14 protein-coding genes are annotated in these 17,202 nt (G+C 67.9%); 6 read left to right on the forward strand and 8 right to left on the reverse strand.

Annotated features, from left to right (window positions below):
- Positions 1–3: 3 nt before the first annotated feature.
- The 3 genes from ACZ0AA_RS13480 to ACZ0AA_RS13490 all read right to left on the reverse strand — a co-directional run bounded on the left by ACZ0AA_RS13480 (position 4) and on the right by ACZ0AA_RS13490 (position 3,589).
- Positions 4–405, reverse strand: a complete 402-nt coding sequence (locus ACZ0AA_RS13480; RefSeq protein WP_241795569.1) for a DUF779 domain-containing protein — start codon at positions 403–405, stop codon at positions 4–6.
- Positions 406–487: 82 nt separating this feature from the next.
- Positions 488–2,053 (reverse strand): acetaldehyde dehydrogenase ExaC, encoded by a 1,566-nt coding sequence (exaC, locus tag ACZ0AA_RS13485; RefSeq protein WP_463513219.1) that lies wholly within the window; start codon positions 2,051–2,053, stop codon positions 488–490.
- A gap of 210 nt (positions 2,054–2,263) precedes the next feature.
- Positions 2,264–3,589, reverse strand: a complete 1,326-nt coding sequence (locus ACZ0AA_RS13490) for a GAF domain-containing protein (protein WP_400863426.1) — start codon at positions 3,587–3,589, stop codon at positions 2,264–2,266.
- A 263-nt stretch (positions 3,590–3,852) separates the two neighbouring features.
- Here ACZ0AA_RS13490 and ACZ0AA_RS13495 point away from each other — a divergent pair, with 263 nt between their 5' ends.
- From ACZ0AA_RS13495 to ACZ0AA_RS13510, 4 genes are all read left to right on the forward strand, one after another.
- A complete protein-coding gene (locus ACZ0AA_RS13495) occupies positions 3,853–4,206 on the forward strand; it encodes a PadR family transcriptional regulator (RefSeq protein ID WP_400863423.1) in 354 nt (117 codons plus the stop codon).
- Positions 4,203–5,288, forward strand: coding sequence for a DUF1700 domain-containing protein (locus ACZ0AA_RS13500; RefSeq protein WP_400863421.1), 1,086 nt, complete (start codon positions 4,203–4,205; stop codon positions 5,286–5,288). Before ACZ0AA_RS13495 ends, ACZ0AA_RS13500 begins: the two co-directional genes overlap by 4 nt.
- 348 nt (positions 5,289–5,636) lie before the next feature.
- Positions 5,637–7,193, forward strand: coding sequence for a sensor histidine kinase (locus tag ACZ0AA_RS13505; RefSeq protein ID WP_463513220.1), 1,557 nt, complete (start codon positions 5,637–5,639; stop codon positions 7,191–7,193).
- The gene (locus tag ACZ0AA_RS13510) at positions 7,186–8,046 is read left to right on the forward strand and encodes a response regulator (RefSeq protein WP_463513221.1); all 861 of its coding nucleotides are present in this window, start codon (positions 7,186–7,188) and stop codon (positions 8,044–8,046) included. The genes ACZ0AA_RS13505 and ACZ0AA_RS13510 overlap by 8 nt, the downstream gene beginning before the upstream one ends.
- A 299-nt stretch (positions 8,047–8,345) precedes the next feature.
- Here the strand turns inward: ACZ0AA_RS13510 and ACZ0AA_RS13515 are convergent, their stop codons facing one another.
- Together ACZ0AA_RS13515 and ACZ0AA_RS13520 are read right to left on the reverse strand one after the other, a co-directional pair.
- Complete coding sequence (locus tag ACZ0AA_RS13515; RefSeq protein WP_400863412.1) at positions 8,346–9,773, reverse strand: CCA tRNA nucleotidyltransferase; 1,428 nt, start codon at positions 9,771–9,773, stop codon at positions 8,346–8,348.
- Positions 9,774–9,834: 61 nt separating this feature from the next.
- On the reverse strand, positions 9,835–10,128 hold the full coding sequence (locus tag ACZ0AA_RS13520) for a hypothetical protein (RefSeq protein ID WP_463513222.1): 294 nt from the start codon (positions 10,126–10,128) through the stop codon (positions 9,835–9,837).
- A gap of 82 nt (positions 10,129–10,210) precedes the next feature.
- Between ACZ0AA_RS13520 and ACZ0AA_RS13525 the strand changes: the two genes are divergently transcribed.
- On the forward strand, positions 10,211–11,974 hold the full coding sequence (locus tag ACZ0AA_RS13525; protein ID WP_463513223.1) for an alkaline phosphatase family protein: 1,764 nt from the start codon (positions 10,211–10,213) through the stop codon (positions 11,972–11,974).
- Positions 11,975–11,995: 21 nt separating this feature from the next.
- Positions 11,996–12,457, forward strand: coding sequence for an ASCH domain-containing protein (locus tag ACZ0AA_RS13530; protein ID WP_463513224.1), 462 nt, complete (start codon positions 11,996–11,998; stop codon positions 12,455–12,457).
- A 32-nt stretch (positions 12,458–12,489) separates the two neighbouring features.
- On the opposite strand, the gene ACZ0AA_RS13535 is transcribed toward ACZ0AA_RS13530, so the two are convergent.
- The 3 genes from ACZ0AA_RS13535 to ACZ0AA_RS13545 form a co-directional block, all read right to left on the reverse strand.
- On the reverse strand, positions 12,490–14,445 hold the full coding sequence (locus ACZ0AA_RS13535) for a carboxypeptidase regulatory-like domain-containing protein (protein ID WP_463513225.1): 1,956 nt from the start codon (positions 14,443–14,445) through the stop codon (positions 12,490–12,492).
- A gap of 98 nt (positions 14,446–14,543) precedes the next feature.
- Positions 14,544–15,599, reverse strand: a complete 1,056-nt coding sequence (locus tag ACZ0AA_RS13540) for an LLM class flavin-dependent oxidoreductase (protein WP_311258224.1) — start codon at positions 15,597–15,599, stop codon at positions 14,544–14,546.
- A gap of 40 nt (positions 15,600–15,639) precedes the next feature.
- Positions 15,640–17,172, reverse strand: coding sequence for a class I SAM-dependent methyltransferase (locus tag ACZ0AA_RS13545; protein ID WP_463513226.1), 1,533 nt, complete (start codon positions 17,170–17,172; stop codon positions 15,640–15,642).
- Positions 17,173–17,202 lie beyond the last annotated feature (30 nt).

A 17,202-nucleotide genomic window follows, 5' to 3' on the forward strand; every position in this document is an offset into this window, starting at 1 on the left:
CGCTCAGCCCGCCGAACCCGCCAGCCCGAAGTACTCCAGCTCCGCGTCGTTCAGCATCCGCGAGCGGATCAGGAACCGCATGCCTGTCGGCCCCTCGACCGAGAAGCCGGCACCGCGCCCCGGCACGACGTCGATCGTGAGGTGGGTGTACTTCCAGTACTCGAACTGCGACTCCGACATGAAGACCTCGACCGGAGCGTCGAGGCCCACGTCGAGCGCGCCCAGCAGCACATCTCCGGGCCCCGTGATGAACATCCCGACTGGATAGCACATGGGCGACGAGCCGTCGCAGCATCCGCCCGACTGATGGAACATCAGGGGACCGTGCTGCACGGTGAGATCGCGCACGAGGGATGCCGCGGCATCCGTCACGTCGACCCGCTGGTAGGTGCCGATGCTCACCATGGTCCGTGCCTTTCTGCAGATGGTCCGGGTGCGGATGGTTCCGGGCGGACACTGAGGGTGCAGTGCCCGCCCGGGGTCGAACTCAGAAGAACCCCATCGGGCCTTCTGCATACGAGACCAGGAGGTTCTTGGTCTGCTGGTAGTGATCGAGCATCATCTTGTGGTTCTCGCGCCCGACTCCCGACTGCTTGTACCCGCCGAACGCGGCGTGCGCCGGGTACTGGTGATACGTGTTGGTCCAGACGCGACCCGCCTCGATCGCACGGCCCGCGCGGTAGGCGGTGTCGCCACTGCGGCTCCACACTCCGGCGCCGAGTCCGTAGAGCGTGTCGTTCGCGATCGAGATCGCGTCGTCGAAGCCGTCGAACGAGGTGACCGACAGCACCGGGCCGAAGATCTCCTCCTGGAAGATGCGCATGTCGTTCGTGCCCTCGAAGACGGTCGGTGCCACGTAGTATCCCTCGCTCAGATCGCCGCCGAGGTCGACGCGGTCGCCTCCCGTGAGCAGCCGCGCTCCACCCTGCTTTCCGATGTCGATGTAGCTGAGGATCTTCTCCAGCTGATCGTTCGACGCCTGGGCGCCGATCATCGTGGCCGGGTCGAGCGGGTTGCCCTGGATCACCTTGCCGACGCGCTCGAGTCCATCGGCGAGGAAGCCGTCGTAGATCGACCGCTGGATCAGCGCGCGCGACGGGCACGTGCAGACCTCGCCCTGGTTCAGGGCGAACATCGTGAAACCTTCGAGTGCCTTGTCGTAGAACGGATCGGCGGTGTCACGGGCGACATCCTCGAAGAAGACGTTCGGGCTCTTGCCCCCGAGTTCGAGCGTCACCGGGATCAGGTTCTGCGAGGCGTACTGCATGATCAGGCGACCGGTCGTGGTCTCACCCGTGAAGGCGACCTTGCGGATGCGCTTGTGCTGCGCGAGCGGGGCACCCGCCTCGATGCCGAAGCCGTTGACGATGTTCACGACGCCGGCGGGCAGCAGGTCGCCGATGATGTCGAAGAGGAAGAGCAGGGATGCCGGCGTCTGCTCCGCGGGCTTGATGACCACGCAGTTGCCTGCGGCGAGCGCCGGCGCCAGCTTCCATACGGCCATCAGGATCGGGAAGTTCCAGGGGATGATCTGCCCCACCACACCGAGTGGCTCGTGGAAATGGTACGCGACGGTGTTCTCGTCGAGCTGGCTGATACCGCCCTCCTGCGCACGGAGAACACCTGCGAAGTAGCGGAAGTGGTCGACCGCGAGGGGGATGTCGGCGGCGAGCGTCTCGCGCACCGGCTTGCCGTTCTCCCACGTCTCGGCGACGGCGATCTCCTCGAGGTGCTGCTCGATGCGGTCGGCGATCCTGGTGAGGATGACGGAGCGCTCTGCGGAGCTGGTCTTGCCCCAGGTGGCGAACGCCTTCCAGGCGACGTCGACGGCGCGGTCGATGTCTTCGACGGTTCCGCGGCCCACCTCGGTGAAAGGCTTGCCGTTGACGGGACTGACGTTCTCGAAGAACTGGCCCTTGACCGGATCCACGAACTCGCCTCCGATGTAGTGCCCGTACCGCGGGCGGTAGGTGGCGACGGCTCCCGGCTGGCCGGGGGCGGCGTACGCGGAGGATGCGGGGGCGGTGGACACGTCTTCTTCGACGATCGTCATCGGAACTCCTTCGACGGGCCACGGCGTCGGTGCTGCGGCTGTCCTCCGACGGTAGGTCGGCGGGGGTTGCGCCCCGATGCGCAACGTTGCGAAGGGTTGCAGGCGGTCACAGGCTGGATCCGCTCGAACGGCTGATGATTCCCCGGATGGCGGGCATACCGTCGGCGTGTGCACGTCCGGGCGGGAATCCGTCAGCCGGATGAACCCGGGTCAGCGATCTTCGATGCGTTCGATGCGCGCGACGAGTCCCGCGCGCTTGGGAGACCGAGCGGGCAGCATCTCGAGAGCGAGACGGAGCGCCGCCGCATCCCCCTGTCCTTCGGGGATCTCGGCGTATTCCAACAGGACGTCGAGGCTCGCCTCCGAGAGCATCGTCTCGCGCAGCGCCGCTCTCACCGATTCCCGGAACTCCTCCACGCCGGGCGAGGTCGACTCGGGAAGCACGGGGCCGCGATAGGCGGTGAGCGCGACGCGGTGCGCGCCTCGGTCGAGCAGCGAGAGCACGTCGTGCGCGTCGGTCTCGAGCGGCACAGTCAGTCGGTAGGGTCGGGACTCGGGGACGAGGCTGGGCGCATGCTTCTCGAGGACCTTGCGCAGGCGCACCATCTCCGGACGCAGGGTGTCGGCAGACGCTTCGGGTCCGTAGACGAGTTCGCTCAGTCTCTCGGCGGACAGGCCCTGACGGTTCACCGCGAGCATCAGCAGGATGGCGGCATGGCGCGCACTGAGCTCGATCATCGACTCCTCGAGCTCGCTCTCGGACTCGAGGCGCGCCCTGTCCCGCCCCAGCACGTGCAGGGTCGCACGGGTCGTGGGCTTGGCGCGAGAAGAGAACGTCGTGGGACGGGGCGATTCGCTGCGCGCCCGGAGCCGCGCCACCAACAGCTCGGATTCGACGGCGCGAGCGGTCGCATCGACCAGAAGCCGCGCCTGTGTCGAGACGACCTCGTCTCCGCCCGTCACGTCGATCACTCCGAGCACCCGCTTCGTCTCGGGGTCGCGCACGGGCGCCGCGGTGCACGACCACGGATGCACCAGTCGGTTGTAGTGCTCCGCCCCCCGGATCTGCACCGAGTGACCGAGCTCGAGGGCGGTGCCGGGAGCCGTCGTGCCCACCGCATCCTCCGCCCAGTTCGCGCCCGCGACGAATCCCATCCCCTCGGTGAGCGATTGCAGCTGGCGGTCGCCTTCGATCCACAGCAGTCGACCTGCCTGATCGCCGACGGCGACGACGACACCCGACTCGTCAGGGGTGCCGGGGAGCAGAAGCGCGCGGATCATGTCCATCGCGGATGCGAGCGGATGCGCGAGTCGATACGCCTCGAGCTCCTCGGTCACGAGCTCGATCCGCGGCGCCTCTTCGGGCCCGACCCGTCCTCGCCACGAGCGCACCCACGACTCGCGCACGAGGGGACGCACCTGCTGCAGCCGTTGATCGTCGAGGTTGCCGGCGATGAGCTCTTCATGCGCACGCTCGATCAGCAGACGAGAGGCCTCAGGAGGGCCATCGCGTGACACCTGCCACGACGCAACCACAGCGTCTCCGTTCGTCGTCGGTGGAGCGTTACCTCAGTGTAAGAGCCGGATGCCGTGGGCGGAAGGTGCGATATTCCGGTGCGCTCGTCTTGAATGCATGCTCAGATCACAGACGCATGCCGAGACCGACGATCCGAGCATACGAGTGTCATCCGACCACGCACATGCGCGGTCGATGGCCGAGCGGAGCGAGACACGCAGTTGCGCACCTCGCACACTACTGTGCACTGCGTGGTAGCGTGCACTGCATCGAAGGAGATCGGATGGACACCACCCAATTGTTGAAAGGCGTGCTCGACGTCGCGGTGCTCGCCGTGCTGCGCACCGAAGACGGCTACGGCTACGACATCGTGCGAAGGCTGCGCGATGCAGGCCTCGGCGACGTCGGAGATGCCTCGGTCTACGGCACCCTGCGGCGCCTCTACGCCGCGGGCAGCCTCTCGAGCTATGTGGTCCCCTCAGACGGCGGACCGCACCGAAAGTACTACGCGATCAACCCCCAGGGCCGCACAGCCCTGGAGACACAGACGGTCACGTGGCTCGACTTCGCGGGAGCGATGTCGACGCTGCTCACCGCCGACAGCACAGACACACCCACGATCGGAGAGAACCGATGAACGACACCGCCGTCTCGATCGATGAGCACATCCGCTCCTTCGCGCTCGCCGTTCGAGAGAACCTCGATGACCTTCCCGCAGACGAGCTCGACGAGATCGTAGGCGGGCTCACCGCTGACCTCGCCGACCAGGCCGCCGACAACGACGGCGAGCTCGACCTCGGCGACCCGGCTGCGTATGCCGCGGAGCTGCGGTCGGCCGCCGGCCTGCCCCCGCGAGCCGAAGCGCGGCGGCGGGTGCGGATGAGGGCACGCCTACGCACCTGGCGCCACGGCGCGGTGGACGGCATCCGTCGCAGCGCCGCCGGCGCGTGGATCCTCGATCTGCTGCTCGCCCTGCGGCCGGTGTGGTGGGTGCTGCGCGGCATCGGACTGTATGCGGTGGTCTCGGTCGTCGTCGCCGTCATCCCGCCCTTCTCCTACCTGCCGATCGAGTCGTACACCGCGTGGGCCATCCCCACCTCGCCGCTGCAGTGGATCGCGCTGTTCGTGTTCGTGCTCGTCAGCGTGCAGTGGGGTCGCGATCGGTGGTTGCCGAGGAACCCCCTTCGCCACGTCCGAACGCTCGCGGGCATCCTGGCGGTGATCGTGCTGCCGGGTCTCGTCGCCTCGGTGCTGTCGCCTCGCGTCGAGCACGTCTACGCGACCGAACCCGTCGGCATGATGGGCCTCGCTCTCGACGGCGTGCAGATCAACAACATCTTCGCCTACGACGCGCAGGGCAATCCGATCGACCACGTCCAGCTGTTCACCGGCAAGGGCACTCCCCTCGACCTCTACGGCTCGGCGGGCGGTCAGGAGGCCTTCTCGGACGAGAACGGCATGACCGAGTTCGGAATGCACGACGACGGGCTGCTGGCGACGATTCCCTCCGAGGACTACCGAGGAAAGTCGGTCTGGAACATCTACCCGCTGGACGAGGCGGAGTGGGATCCGATGACCGGTCAGCCCGACGTCTCGACGAAGAAGCAGCCGGAGCCGCCGTTCCAGAAGGCTCCGAGCATCGAGGCAGCGGATGGGACGCCCGCGCCCATCCCTGATCCTCAGACGACCCCTCAGCCCACCGAGACCCCTGCTCCCTAGGAGACGACATGGCCGAGCGAATCATCTCCATCGACATCTCGCACCTCGTCCGGGAGGCGCTCGCGCAGGCCGTCGAGGTCGACGAGCCGGAGGAATGACGGGCCGGCTCGGTCGGCGCACGACCCCGGGGATCACTTTCAGCGGGGCCACCTGAACCGGTGTACCGGTACTCCGCAACGAAGTCCGTATCATGCACGAAGACACCTGCTGGTACGACCGTGGTGGCCTCTCGCGAACGGCGCGACGCCCTGGGCGCGGTGACACCCCGGGACGACCTCTCGCGGCGCACACCTCCTCCCCTCCGTCCGCTGCCTCCCGACCAGGTGAGTCGTCGCGAGCGGAGGGGTCATGCGCACAGGCCCGGTCGCGGCATCCATCGAAGAGACGCCACCCCGAAGAGCCTCGCGGAGCGCCATTCTCGTGGCGCAGACACTCGCATTCGCCACACTGCTCGCGGCTGCGCTGGTCGGCGCGCTGCTCTTCACGGGAGCGGAGAACGCCCGCGGCGCCGTCGGAATGCTCACGGGTGGCGTGGCCGATGAGTTGGCCGACCGGATTCTGAGCGGCGACCCTCGACCGATCGGACGGCCGTTCTCGCTGTATGCGGTCATCGACTCCGACGAAGAGGTCATCGCGACCGCCGGAGCCGAAAGAGAGCGGGCGAACGGCCTGCACCTCACCGGCCTCGTCGACGAGCCGGGAGCCCCCGTGGCGGGCGGCTACTCACTTCCGCTCGAGGGGGGTGGGTGGTTGTACGTCGAGGTCGACTCCCGTTGGAGGGACGGGCGCGTCCTCGGGATCGCGCTGCCGATCGCCCTGCTCATCATCGGCGCCGGCGTGCCGTCGTTCTACGTGCTCAGGGTGCTCTCAGTGCGCTTCACGCGGGCCGCCTATCGGATGGAACCGGAGCAGGTCGACCAGATAGTCCGTGAACGCGCGGCGCTGCTCGAGAGCATCCAGGACGCGGCGATCGGCATCGATCGCGACGGCAGGCTGCTGTGGTTCAACTCCACCGCCGGCGAGCTCCTCGCGCTGGCGGACGACGACATCGGCGAGGACGCCGAGCAGCTTCTGTCCACGGCGTGCGGAGGCCACGGTGGGCGTGCACTCGATGCGCAGCTGATCCAGATCGGCGATCGCGTGCTCATGCTCTCCGCCGACAGGGACGTCTCCCCCGTCGCCGGAGAGAGTCGGCTCGTGATGCTCCGGGACTACTCGCGCGACGCCGCCCTGCTGCGTGAACTGGATGGGGCGCAGAACCTCATTGACGCGCTGCGCTCGCGCGGCCACGAGTTCGCCAACACTCTTCACATCATCGAGGGGCTGCTCGACATGGACGAACCGGATCGCGCTCTCGACTTCGTACGCGCCGGAGGCGTGTCGGAAGAGTTCGGCATGCCGGACCACGGAGTCGAGGACCCGAGTGTTCGCGCACTCGTCTACGCGCACCGCGCCCGCGCCAGAGAGCGCGGCATCAGTCTGGTCGTCTCTCCGTCGGCCGCGCTGCCGGATCTCGCCGACGCTGAGCACGGTTTCGCGCAGGCGATCCTGCTGATCGTCGGCAACTTCCTCTCGAACGCGGTCGAGATCTGCTCGTCGGGTGATGACGTGGAGCTGACGATGCGCGTCGGCGCGGCTGCCGACGGATCCGGCCTCGTACTCGACATCGCGGTGGATGACAGCGGTCCAGGCGTACCGGAACACCTGCGCGATCGCGTGTTCTCGCTGGGAATGAGCACGAAGACAGGTCGGGACGCCCGCGGCTACGGTCTCGCGATCGTGCGCGGAGCCGTCACCCGACTCGGTGGAAGCTGCGCGTGCCGGACATCGCAGCTCGGCGGCATGAGGTTCGAGGCGAGCATCCCGGTTCCGGATTCGGAGTGCTCGAGGTTCACGGATGGCTGAGCTCCGCGTGCTGATCGTCGACGACGAGCCGATGGCGGCACAGCTGCATCGGATGTTCGTCGAGAGGACTCCCGGTTTCCTCGTGAGCGGAGTCGCCTCCTCCGGCGAGGCCGCGGTGGAACTGATGCAGAGCGACCCCCCTGATGTCGTCCTGCTCGACCTTCAGCTCCCGGGCATCTCGGGAGTCGACGTCCTGAGGTATCTGCGGACGCATCTCGGCGATGACGTCGATGTCATCGCCGTCACCGCGGATCGCCGAGCGACCAGTGTGGCGCAGATGCGGATGCTGGGCGTCGCCCACTACCTCGCCAAACCGTTCTCGGTGCGAGAGCTGCGCTTCAGGCTCCGCTCCGTGGCGAGAGTGCGCAGCGCCCTGGCGTCGCGGCAGAGCTTCGAGGGTCAATCGCAGATCGACGAGGTGATGCACAGTGAGTTCGTCGGTGCCGATCTCTCGCCGAGCCGAGCGGGGGACGCCGCCGATCAGGAGATCCGCGCCGGGCACCCCCTCGATGCGCTGCGCGAACGCGGCGACCTCGTGATCTCGGATCGAGGCCATTCGATCGATTTCGGTCTCCACACCCTCGCCGACGCGCTGCACGTATCGGCACGTCAGCTGCAGAGGGCGTATGCGCGTGATGAACGCTCAGTCCAGGATGCGATCCGCGACCACCGCGTCGGGGTGTCCGCGATGCTGATGCTCGGAGTCGAGCGTCTGACAGCGGGCGAGATCGCACGTCGCAGCGGATTCAGCAGCCCACGCAGCATGCGACGCGCATTCCAGGACGTGCACGGGGTGGCACCGGCGAGATGGAGAGCCGCACACGCGACCTTCGAGGTCGACGAGTCGCGATAGCGACGGGAAAGGGACAGAACGCGTCGGGCTGACGGCGAAAGCCTCGTCGGCTGCGGGTGCTGCGTCGCGAACAGCGAGGATACTCGGGAGGTTGCTGCGGTTCGAAGGCAGCGGAGTTGCCGCTCGAACGCTGGATCCTCGGTCGCGCGTGGGGCGCGACGAAGGCATACGTCTTCGGACGTCTGCGTCAGAGGAACCGATGAGGTCTCCTCGCCGTGAGGGGGCGTCATCTGGGGGGACCCCCCTCATGGGGACGCCCGCGCGCGCCGCCGCGTCGCGGTCGATGCGGCTCGACGAGATCAGACCCGGGCGGCCCACCATTCGCGGAGGCGCTGCTCGGCGGCGTCCGTGCCGATGACACCTTCGTCGAGACGCAGCTCGAGCAGGAATCGGTAGGCCTCGCCGACCTCGCGACCGGGCGCGATGCCGAGGATCTGCTGGATCTGATTGCCGTCGAGCTCCGGACGGATGGAATCGAGCTCCTCCTGCTCGCGCAGCGCGGCGATGCGCGACTCGATGTCGTCGTAGGCTCCGGCGAGGCGGCCGGCCTTGCGCTTGTTGCGCGTGGTGACATCGGCGCGGGTGAGGATGTGCAGGCGCTCCAGCAGGTCACCGGCATCGCGCACGTAGCGGCGCACCGCGGCATCCGTCCACGCACCCTCTGCGTACCCGAAGAATCGCAGGTGCAGCTCGATCAGCTTCGAGACCGACTCCGTCGTGTCCGAGTCGAAGCGCAAGGACTGCAGGCGCTTGCGGGCCATGCGCGCGCCGACCACGTCGTGGTGGTGGAACGTCACCACTCCGCCGTCTTCGAGCTTGCGGGTGCGGGGCTTGCCGATGTCGTGCAGCAACGCGGCGATGCGCAGGGCGACATCGGGCTCGGCACCGGGGTGCCGCGAATGCTCGAGCGAGATCGCCTGGGCGAGCACCGTGAGCGAGTGCTCGTAGACGTCCTTGTGGTGGTGATGCTCGTCGACCTCGAGGCGCAGAGCACTCACCTCGGGCAGGAACTCCTCGATCAGTCCCGTGTCGACCAGCACGCGGATGCCGCGCACCGGGTCGTCCGTCTGCATGAGTCGCACGAGCTCGGACTGGATGCGCTCAGGGCTCACGATCTCGAGGGTCGCTCGCAGCTGAGTGATCGCGTCGAAGGTGTCGTCGTCGATGCGGAAGCCCAGCTGTGCGCTGAAGCGCGCCGCCCGGAGCATGCGCAGCGGGTCGTCGCCGAACGACACCTGCGGGTCGGCAGGAGTGCGCAGGACACCGGCGATGAGGTCTTCGACTCCCCCGGTCGGATCCACGAGCTTCACGGCCGGAACCAGCAGCGCCATCGCGTTGACGGTGAAGTCCCGTCTGTGGAGGTCGGCGTCGATCGTGTCGCCGAACTCGACGGTCGGCTTGCGCGTCACGCCGTCGTAGCTGTCGGCTCGATATGTCGTGACCTCGACCTGCTCGCCCTGCACCCGCGCGCCGATGGTGCCGAACGCGCGCCCGATGTCCCACTGGGCAGTCGAGATCGGCTTGACGATGCGCAGGATGTCGTCGGGCATCGCGTTCGTCGTGAAGTCGAGGTCGTGGGTCGGCCTGCCGATCAGCGCGTCACGCACCGGCCCGCCGACGACAGCGAGATCGAAGCCCGCCTTCTCGAACGCCTCCGCGAGGGTGCGGACGACCGGATTCTCGGCGAGCGCGCCGAGACGGGCGAGGCCGTCAGCCATGTTGAGCATGGGTTCCAGCGTACCGGGGCACGGGTGTCATCCGTCGGCGGCGATGAGTCGGGGCAGGCCGTCAGAACAGGGGGTTCTCGCCCTTGGCCTGCGCCACGGCGCGAACCCGCGCCTGCATGAGCCGCACGAGGAACATGCTGAGCAGGAAGCCACCGACGAGTGCGACAGCGACGATGAACCAGATGCCGATCTCGGGGTCGATGACCTCGAACCCGTAGATCGCGACGGCGAGGAGAAGAAGCACCGGTCCCTCGATCAGCGCGAACGTGACGAACAGTCGCGTCTGGCGTCGACCGAAATCGGAGTTGACCGCCCGGACACGCGCCTCGATCGAAGACTCTCCCGCATAGCTCATGCCCCCACGCTACCGGCGCGCCTGCCTTCCGTGACGGCGTCTGCTCTCGTGCTCGCAGCGTCCGCATCCTAGGATCGGGCACGTGGCCGCAGATGCGAACGAGTCCCCCGCAGCGCCCGAGCCCTCCCGGCGCGGATTCCTCAGGATGGGCGGCGCCGCGCTGGCCGGCGCCGTGATCGGCGGCGCGGGCGGTGCGGCGATCGGTGCGAACCTCGCGAATCAGCGCAGCGGCTTCGCCTCCGAACCCGACCCGTTCGCCGCGCTCACGCCGCGCAGCGAACCCGGGTTCGACCACCTCGTCGTCGTGATGGGCGAGAACCGCTCCTTCGACAATCTGCTCGGGTATCTGTACTCGAAGGACACGCTTCCGAAAGGCGAGAAGTTCGAAGGGCTCGCGTTCGGGACGCACACCAACACCGCGTCCGACGGCACGGTCGTCGACGCGCACGTCTACACCGGCGACACCGACCGCATCATGAGCCTTCCCGACCCCGACCCCGGCGAGGAGTATCCGCACGTCAACACGCAGATCTTCGGCACGGTCGACCCGAAGGACAACGCCGACCTGTTCGTCGACCAGATGACGGCTCCCTTCAACGCGCCGACGCACGGCGAGAAGGCGACGATGTCGGGGTTCCTCGAGGATTACATCATCAACTTCGGGCGTCTGCGCAAGGGCGTCGAGCCGAAGCCCGAAGAAGCCGCGCACATCATGGGCTCCTTCTCTCCTGAGATGCTGCCCGTGCTGTCGACGCTCGCCTCCGAGTTCGCGGTCTTCGACCACTGGTACGCGGGAGTGCCGTCGCAGACCTTCTGCAACCGGTCGTTCTTCCACGCCTCGACCTCGCACGGCTTCGTCACCAATCAGGCGGGCGGCGGATACCGCAAGTGGCTCGACGCCCCCGCAGCTCCCACCGTGTTCAACCGCCTCGAAGACGAGAAGGTCAGTTGGAAGGTCTACATCGACAAGCTGCAGCTCGTGTCGTTCACCGGGATGCTGCACGCCGCAGTGCTCGAGAAGTACTGGCGCACCGAGCACTTCGGCACGATGGAGGACTTCTACGCCGACGCGAAGAACGGCACCCTGCCGGCATACGCGTTCATCGAGCCGCGCATGGTCTACGACCACAACGACTTCCACCCGCCGTTCGGATCACCTCGCGAGAGCGAGGTCGATGGCGAGCCCGTCTACGACAGCGCGATCTCCGACGTCAGGGCCGGAGACCGTCTCATCCACGACATCTATGAGGCGGTGCGCACCAGCGCGTCGCCGAAGGGCTCCAACGCCGTCAACACCCTGCTGCTCATCACCTTCGACGAGCACGGCGGATGCTACGACCACGTGCCGCCGCCCGCCGCCACCAAGCCGACGAAGGACACGAAAGCCGGCGAGATGGGGTTCACCTTCGACCGTCTGGGATGCCGTGTGCCGGCGATCGCGATCTCGGCCTACACGAAGCGCGGCACGATCGTGCACGACGAGATGCACCACGGGTCCGTCACCGCGACGCTCTCCCGGCTGCACGGGCTGAAGCCGCTCAACGACCGAGACCAGTCGGCGAACACACTCTTCAACGTCGTGAACCTCGACAGGCCGCGCCACCCGGCCGACTGGCCCGTCACGACGCCCGCCTACACACCCCCGAACCCCGAGGAGCGCACGCCGAAGCCGGGCGCGGCCGATCAGCTCAAGCCGCTCACCCCGCCTGCCCGCGGTCTGCTGGGCCTGCTCATCGCCAAGTACGGCAAGCCCGGCGAAGCCGAACCCGAGACATTCGCCGACGCCTACCGCCTGCTGCACGAGCATGGCGAGGAGCTGTTCGGCCCCGCAAAGGGCTCGAAGTAGCAGCGCCAATAGGCTTGCCGCATGACCGACAGCGCCGTGCTCACCGCCTTCTGGAATCATGTCCGCGCGGAGGATCCTGCGCTTCCGGTGCCGACGCCCGGCGCCTGGGCCTTCGGTGCGACGCCTGACCATGCCGACTCTCTGCTCGCTCTCGTCCTCGCCGGGGTGAAGACCGGCACGGCCTCCGCGCAGTGGGACTACGACGCGACCGGCGATCCCGAGCCGTACGTCGGCGAGCTGAGCATCATCCTCGACGGATCCGGTGCGCCGCGGGCGGTGATCGAGACGACCGCCGTCCACACCGTGCCTTTCGATGAAGTCACCGAGGAGCACGCTCACTCGGAAGGAGAGGGCGACCTCACGCTCACCTATTGGCGTGAATCACACGAACGGTATTGGCGCGCCCACTCCGAGAACCCTCGGGGCTTCGAGGCGGACATGCCGATCATCTGCGAGCGGTTCCGGGTCGTCCACGCCCACTGACTGCCCGGCCACCGCCGCGCACGCAACGGACCTCAGTCGCGGTTCGAGCGACGACGCGAGATCAGGAAGAGCACGGCGCCGATCACGAGCACCGCACCGCCTGCTGCGGCCCAGATGAACGTCTCGGAGCCGAGGCCTGTGCCCGGCAGCTGACCCGCCCCCGTGTCCGGAGGTGACACCGGTTCTGCCGGGGTCGGTGTGGGCGGGTCCGTCGGCGTGACGACGGCGGCCGAGACCGTGAAGCTCGGGCCCACGAGCGACTCTCCGGCAGACGTGATGACGAAGGTGGCCGTCGCCGGGCCGATGATCGTGCGTCCTTCCGGCGCGGTGATCGTCAGGTCATACGAATCCGGCGGCAGGTCGGTGATCGCGTAGGTGCCCTCGGCGTCGGTGGTCACCTCCTGGGAGATGTCATCCGACTCCACCGTGATGATCACTCCCGCCACGGGTGTGCCGTCGTCCGTGCGCACCGCCCCCGAGATCGAGCCCAGGCCGGCCAGTTCGAAGTCGAGGTTCGCGAGGTCGACCGTGGTGAGGTTCTCGGTGCGAGTCGCCGGGCCGGATGCCACATAGCCGTCGGGGATCGTCATCGTGATCTCGTACTCCCCCGCCGGCAGGCGCGGGAATATGTAGGCGCCGTTCTCGTCGGTGACCGCAGTGACGGTGTCCGTGCCGTCAGAGGCGGTGATCGTGACGCCGGCCACGCCCGCTCCGTCTACGCGCACCGTGCCGCTGAGATCGGGGTTCTCGAGAACGACGAGGTCTTCGAGGACGATCGGCTCCTCGCTGTTCTCCGGCACCACGATCTCGATGGGCTCGGTCGTGCTGAATCCAGGAGGCGGGGTGATCTCGACGGTGTGCGGGCCGGCCGGCACCCCCTCGATCAGGAACTCACCCGCAGCGTCGGTCGTCGCGGGATCAGCACCGTCGATCGTGACGATCGCACCGGGGACTGCCTGCTCCTCCTCGTCGACGACCCGGCCCGAGACGTCCACCCCGACCTGCTCGTCGTCACGCACCTCGAAGGAAGCGCTGCCGTCTTGGAGCGTGAGGTCGACGGCCTGCGCGGTCGGCCCGACGGCGGTCTTGCCGTCGGGAACCGTGACCGTCACCGTGTACCCGTCGGTCGCGATGAACCCGGGGAAGGAGTATGCGCCGTCGGCATCCGTCGTGGTGGTGCCGACCACCGTCCCGTTCGCATCAGTGAGGGTGAGCGTGGCTCCAGGCAGCGCGCCCTCGGCCTGGTCGGTGACCGTTCCCGTGATGTCACGCGCGATCGAGGCGAACCAGGTCTGGTAGATCGGGAATCCCGAGCGCTGGGTGAAGAAGAACGTCAGCGAGGTGATCGGCGCCGACGGCTCGAACCAGGCCGCCGAGCCACTGGTGTCGGACGCTGCCGCGTTGCCGGTCAGGGTCTGGGTGGCGGGATCCCATGCCGGGACGTCTGTGGCGACACCCGAGCATGAGGGCTTGCCCGCGATGCCCGGCGCGCAGTAGTTGAAGCCGCCGTTGAATCCGATCTCGTCAGCGGTGAGGGTCTGACCGTCGACGCCGATCGCCTCGATGCGCACGGCATCGGCGTCGATGTCGCCCAGCACGAAGGTCCAACCGGATGCCGGCGTCGGCGTCGCGAACGTGTAGGTGGTGGTCGACGGGCTCGTGGGGCTGTCGGCCTTCGGTCGCAGGTTCAGATACTGCTGGTTGACGCTGCTGCCGTACTTCTCACCGACGGGGGTGCCCTGCGACAGCCAGGTCGAGGCGCCCGAGATGACACCGACCTGTCCGGCGCGGGAATCGGTGGTCATCGTGGCGGTCAGGGCGGGCTGCGCGGCCACCTGCACGGTGGTCGAGTAGGCGCCTCCCGTTCCGGTGAGCGGCTGCCAGGTCGCCCAGGCGGTCGTCGTGGCTGCGGCGGCCGGCGGCGCACCGACCAGCACTGCTACGAGGATGATGACTCCGGCCAGGATTCCGCTCTTCGGCGCGCGCATGCGGCCAGCGTATCGATATATCGCTCAGGGAGTCGAGAGAAAAAGAGGGGCGGATGCAACTCGCATCCGCCCCTCTCATCCGCAGTGCCGGTCTGTCGTCAGACCGGATCGCCCTGCACGGGTCCCTCGGTGTTCGGCTTCCAGCCGAGCGCCGGAGCGACATGCGTCGCGAACGACTCGAGCACGTGGAGGTTGTATGCGGGCCCCAGCTGGTTCGGGATCGTCAGCAGCAGAGTGTCCGCCGACATGACCGCCTCGTCAGCCAGCAGCTGCTGGATCAGCACATCGGGCTCGGCCGCATACGTCTTGCCGAACGTCGAGCGGAAGCCGTCGATGATGCCGATCTGATCGGCGTTCTCCTCGCTGCGCAGGCCGAAGTACGCCCTGTCCATGTCGGAGACCAGCGGGAACACGCTGCGGCTCACCGAGACGCGCGGCGTGCCTGTGTGTCCTGCCTCTTTGTAGGCGGCGCGGAAGAGGTCGATCTGCTCGCGCTGCAGCTGGTGGAACGGCACGCCGGTCGCCTCGGTGAGGAGCGTGGAGCTCATCATGTTCAGGCCCTTGCGACCGGTCTCCTCAGCCGTGGCCCGTGAACCCGAACCCCACCAGATGTGGTCGCGCAGAGTCGGCGATTGGGGTTCGATCGCGAGATAGCGGCCCGCGCCGACCATGCGCGGGTCGCCGGGGGCGAGACCCTCGCCATCGATCGCGCGGAGGAAGAGATCGAACTTCTCGCGTGCGATCACGCTGCCCCGCTCGGGGTCCTCCTCGTCGTGGAAGCCGAACGTCTCGTATCCGCGCAGAGCCGTCTCGGGTGACCCACGGCTCACACCGAGAGCGATGCGCCCGTCGGCGATCAGGTCGAGGGCGGCCGCCTCCTCGGCGAACTGGAACGGGTTCTCGTACCTCATGTCGATCACGCCAGTGCCGACCTCGATGCGCTGAGTGCGCGCCGCCATGGCCGACAGGAGCGGCATCGGAGATGCGGCCTGGCGAGCCCAGTGGTGAACACGAACGGAGGCGCCGTTAACGCCGATCTCGTCTGCACCCTCCGCGATCTCGATGGTCTGCTTCAGCATGTCCCCCGCGGTGCGGGTCGCCGAACCGGGCACGTCTGCATAGTGCCCGAAGGAGAGGAATCCGAAAGCCTTCATGGTGTATTCGAACGCATAGATGCGGTGCGGTATTCCTGCATCACTCCCCCGGAACCAGCAGTCCGTCGAGCACGAGCTGTCGGATGCGAGGTTCGAGGTCGGCCCACAGCTCGACGAGCGGCACCTCGAACAGGTCTGCAAGAGCGCCGACGATCTGCATGACGGTGAGATCGCCGTCGCACGCTCCCACGAATCCGGCGAGCGCGGGGTCGACGGCGATCGTGCGCGCGAATCCACCGCCCTGTCGGAGTTCGATGATGCTCGGGTCGTCGTTGCCGGGGAGCAGGTGCCGCGCCTCGGTGACATCGGGCGCGACGAGCAGAGTGGCGGGCAGTCCCCCTGCGAGCACGTCGTGGGCGGCGAGACCCGAACGCAGCGCGCCGGCGACATTCGAGACGGGTTGCGTCACCCGCTCGAGACGGCGCAGCGGGATGCCGTCGGCGGCGGGCCGGCGCACCAGGATGTAGCCGAATCCGACCGCCGTGACACCTCGAGCGGTGAAGTCGTCGAGCCATGCCGTGAGCAGGGGGGTGAACGCGGCGTCTCGCGGTGTCGTGCCCCCGTCCCGGATCCACAGTTCTGCGTAGCCGAGCGGCGAGAGCTCCTCCCGCTGGATCACCCACAGATCGAGGTCGCCGGGAACCCAGGACGAGACGCGGTCGAGGCCGGCCCGGCCGCTCAATGATGCCTGACCCCCGCGTGACTCCCAGTTTCCGAGCAGCTGCGCCACGCCTCCCGGGGTGAGGAACGACGGCACCGCGCGCAGGAACTGCTCGACGAGGGCGTCACCGACGAGGCCTCCGTCGCGGTACTCGTATTCGGGCACCCCTTCTGTGCGCGGGGTGATCACGAAAGGCGGGTTCGAGACGATCAGGTCGAAGGCTTCTCCCGCCACGGGCTCGAACATGCTCCCCAGGCGGAACTCGATGTTCGAGACGCCGTTCAGCTGGGCGTTCAGCTCGGCATAGGCGAGTGCGCGCGCCGAGATGTCGGTGGCCACGACCGACCCTGCATGGCGTGCGACCAGAAGCGCCTGGATGCCGCATCCCGTGCCCAGGTCGAGAGCGCGGTCGACCTCGATCGGCATGATGATCTCGGCGAGGGTGCGCGATGCTCCGCCGACACCGAGCACGTGATCCGCCGGAAGAGCGCCGTCGAGCGCCACCTCATCGAGGTCGCTGGCGATCCACCATTCGCCGATCCCGTCGGAGTCGACGAACGACTGCGGCCGCAGAAGAGCAGTGGGAACCACCTCGGCCCCCTCGATCCTCGCGAGGCCGAGAGCGGCGAGACCGTCGGCGCCGAGTCTCGGGAGGGCGTCCTTCACAGCGGTGAGCGGCTGCGGCATTCCGAGAACGAGGAGCCTGCCGAGAGTCGCGAGCACACCGTCGTCACCGGCGATCGCGCGCAGGATCGGCTCGCGCATGCCTCTGGCCAGCGCGTCGTCCTCTTCCTCGCCCCACAGGCGACGGAGCGGCTCCGAGCGGAGATCCGCGGCGTCGAGATCTGCGGCGAGCGCAGTGCTGCGGAGCGGATCGGGCGTGGGGGCGAGGGTGTCGGACACGGCCGTCACTCTACGCGTCTTCAGGGTTCTCATTCAGCC

This window comes from Microbacterium sp. AC035 (genome assembly GCF_979258485.1).

Excerpts from the sequence above, each read along its gene's own strand:
- ACZ0AA_RS13520 (WP_463513222.1), bottom strand. The coding sequence starts at position 10,128 with ATGAGCTATGCGGGAGAGTCTTCGATCGAGGCGCGTGTCCGGGCGGTC.
- ACZ0AA_RS13495 (WP_400863423.1), top strand. The coding sequence starts at position 3,853 with ATGGACACCACCCAATTGTTGAAAGGCGTGCTCGACGTCGCGGTGCTC.
- ACZ0AA_RS13515 (WP_400863412.1), bottom strand. The coding sequence starts at position 9,773 with ATGCTCAACATGGCTGACGGCCTCGCCCGTCTCGGCGCGCTCGCCGAG.
- ACZ0AA_RS13500 (WP_400863421.1), top strand. The coding sequence starts at position 4,203 with ATGAACGACACCGCCGTCTCGATCGATGAGCACATCCGCTCCTTCGCG.
- exaC (WP_463513219.1), bottom strand. The coding sequence starts at position 2,053 with ATGACGATCGTCGAAGAAGACGTGTCCACCGCCCCCGCATCCTCCGCG.
- ACZ0AA_RS13510 (WP_463513221.1), top strand. The coding sequence starts at position 7,186 with ATGGCTGAGCTCCGCGTGCTGATCGTCGACGACGAGCCGATGGCGGCA.
- ACZ0AA_RS13540 (WP_311258224.1), bottom strand. The coding sequence starts at position 15,599 with ATGAAGGCTTTCGGATTCCTCTCCTTCGGGCACTATGCAGACGTGCCC.
- ACZ0AA_RS13480 (WP_241795569.1), bottom strand. The coding sequence starts at position 405 with ATGGTGAGCATCGGCACCTACCAGCGGGTCGACGTGACGGATGCCGCG.
- ACZ0AA_RS13535 (WP_463513225.1), bottom strand. The coding sequence starts at position 14,445 with ATGCGCGCGCCGAAGAGCGGAATCCTGGCCGGAGTCATCATCCTCGTA.
- ACZ0AA_RS13530 (WP_463513224.1), top strand. The coding sequence starts at position 11,996 with ATGACCGACAGCGCCGTGCTCACCGCCTTCTGGAATCATGTCCGCGCG.
- ACZ0AA_RS13505 (WP_463513220.1), top strand. The coding sequence starts at position 5,637 with ATGCGCACAGGCCCGGTCGCGGCATCCATCGAAGAGACGCCACCCCGA.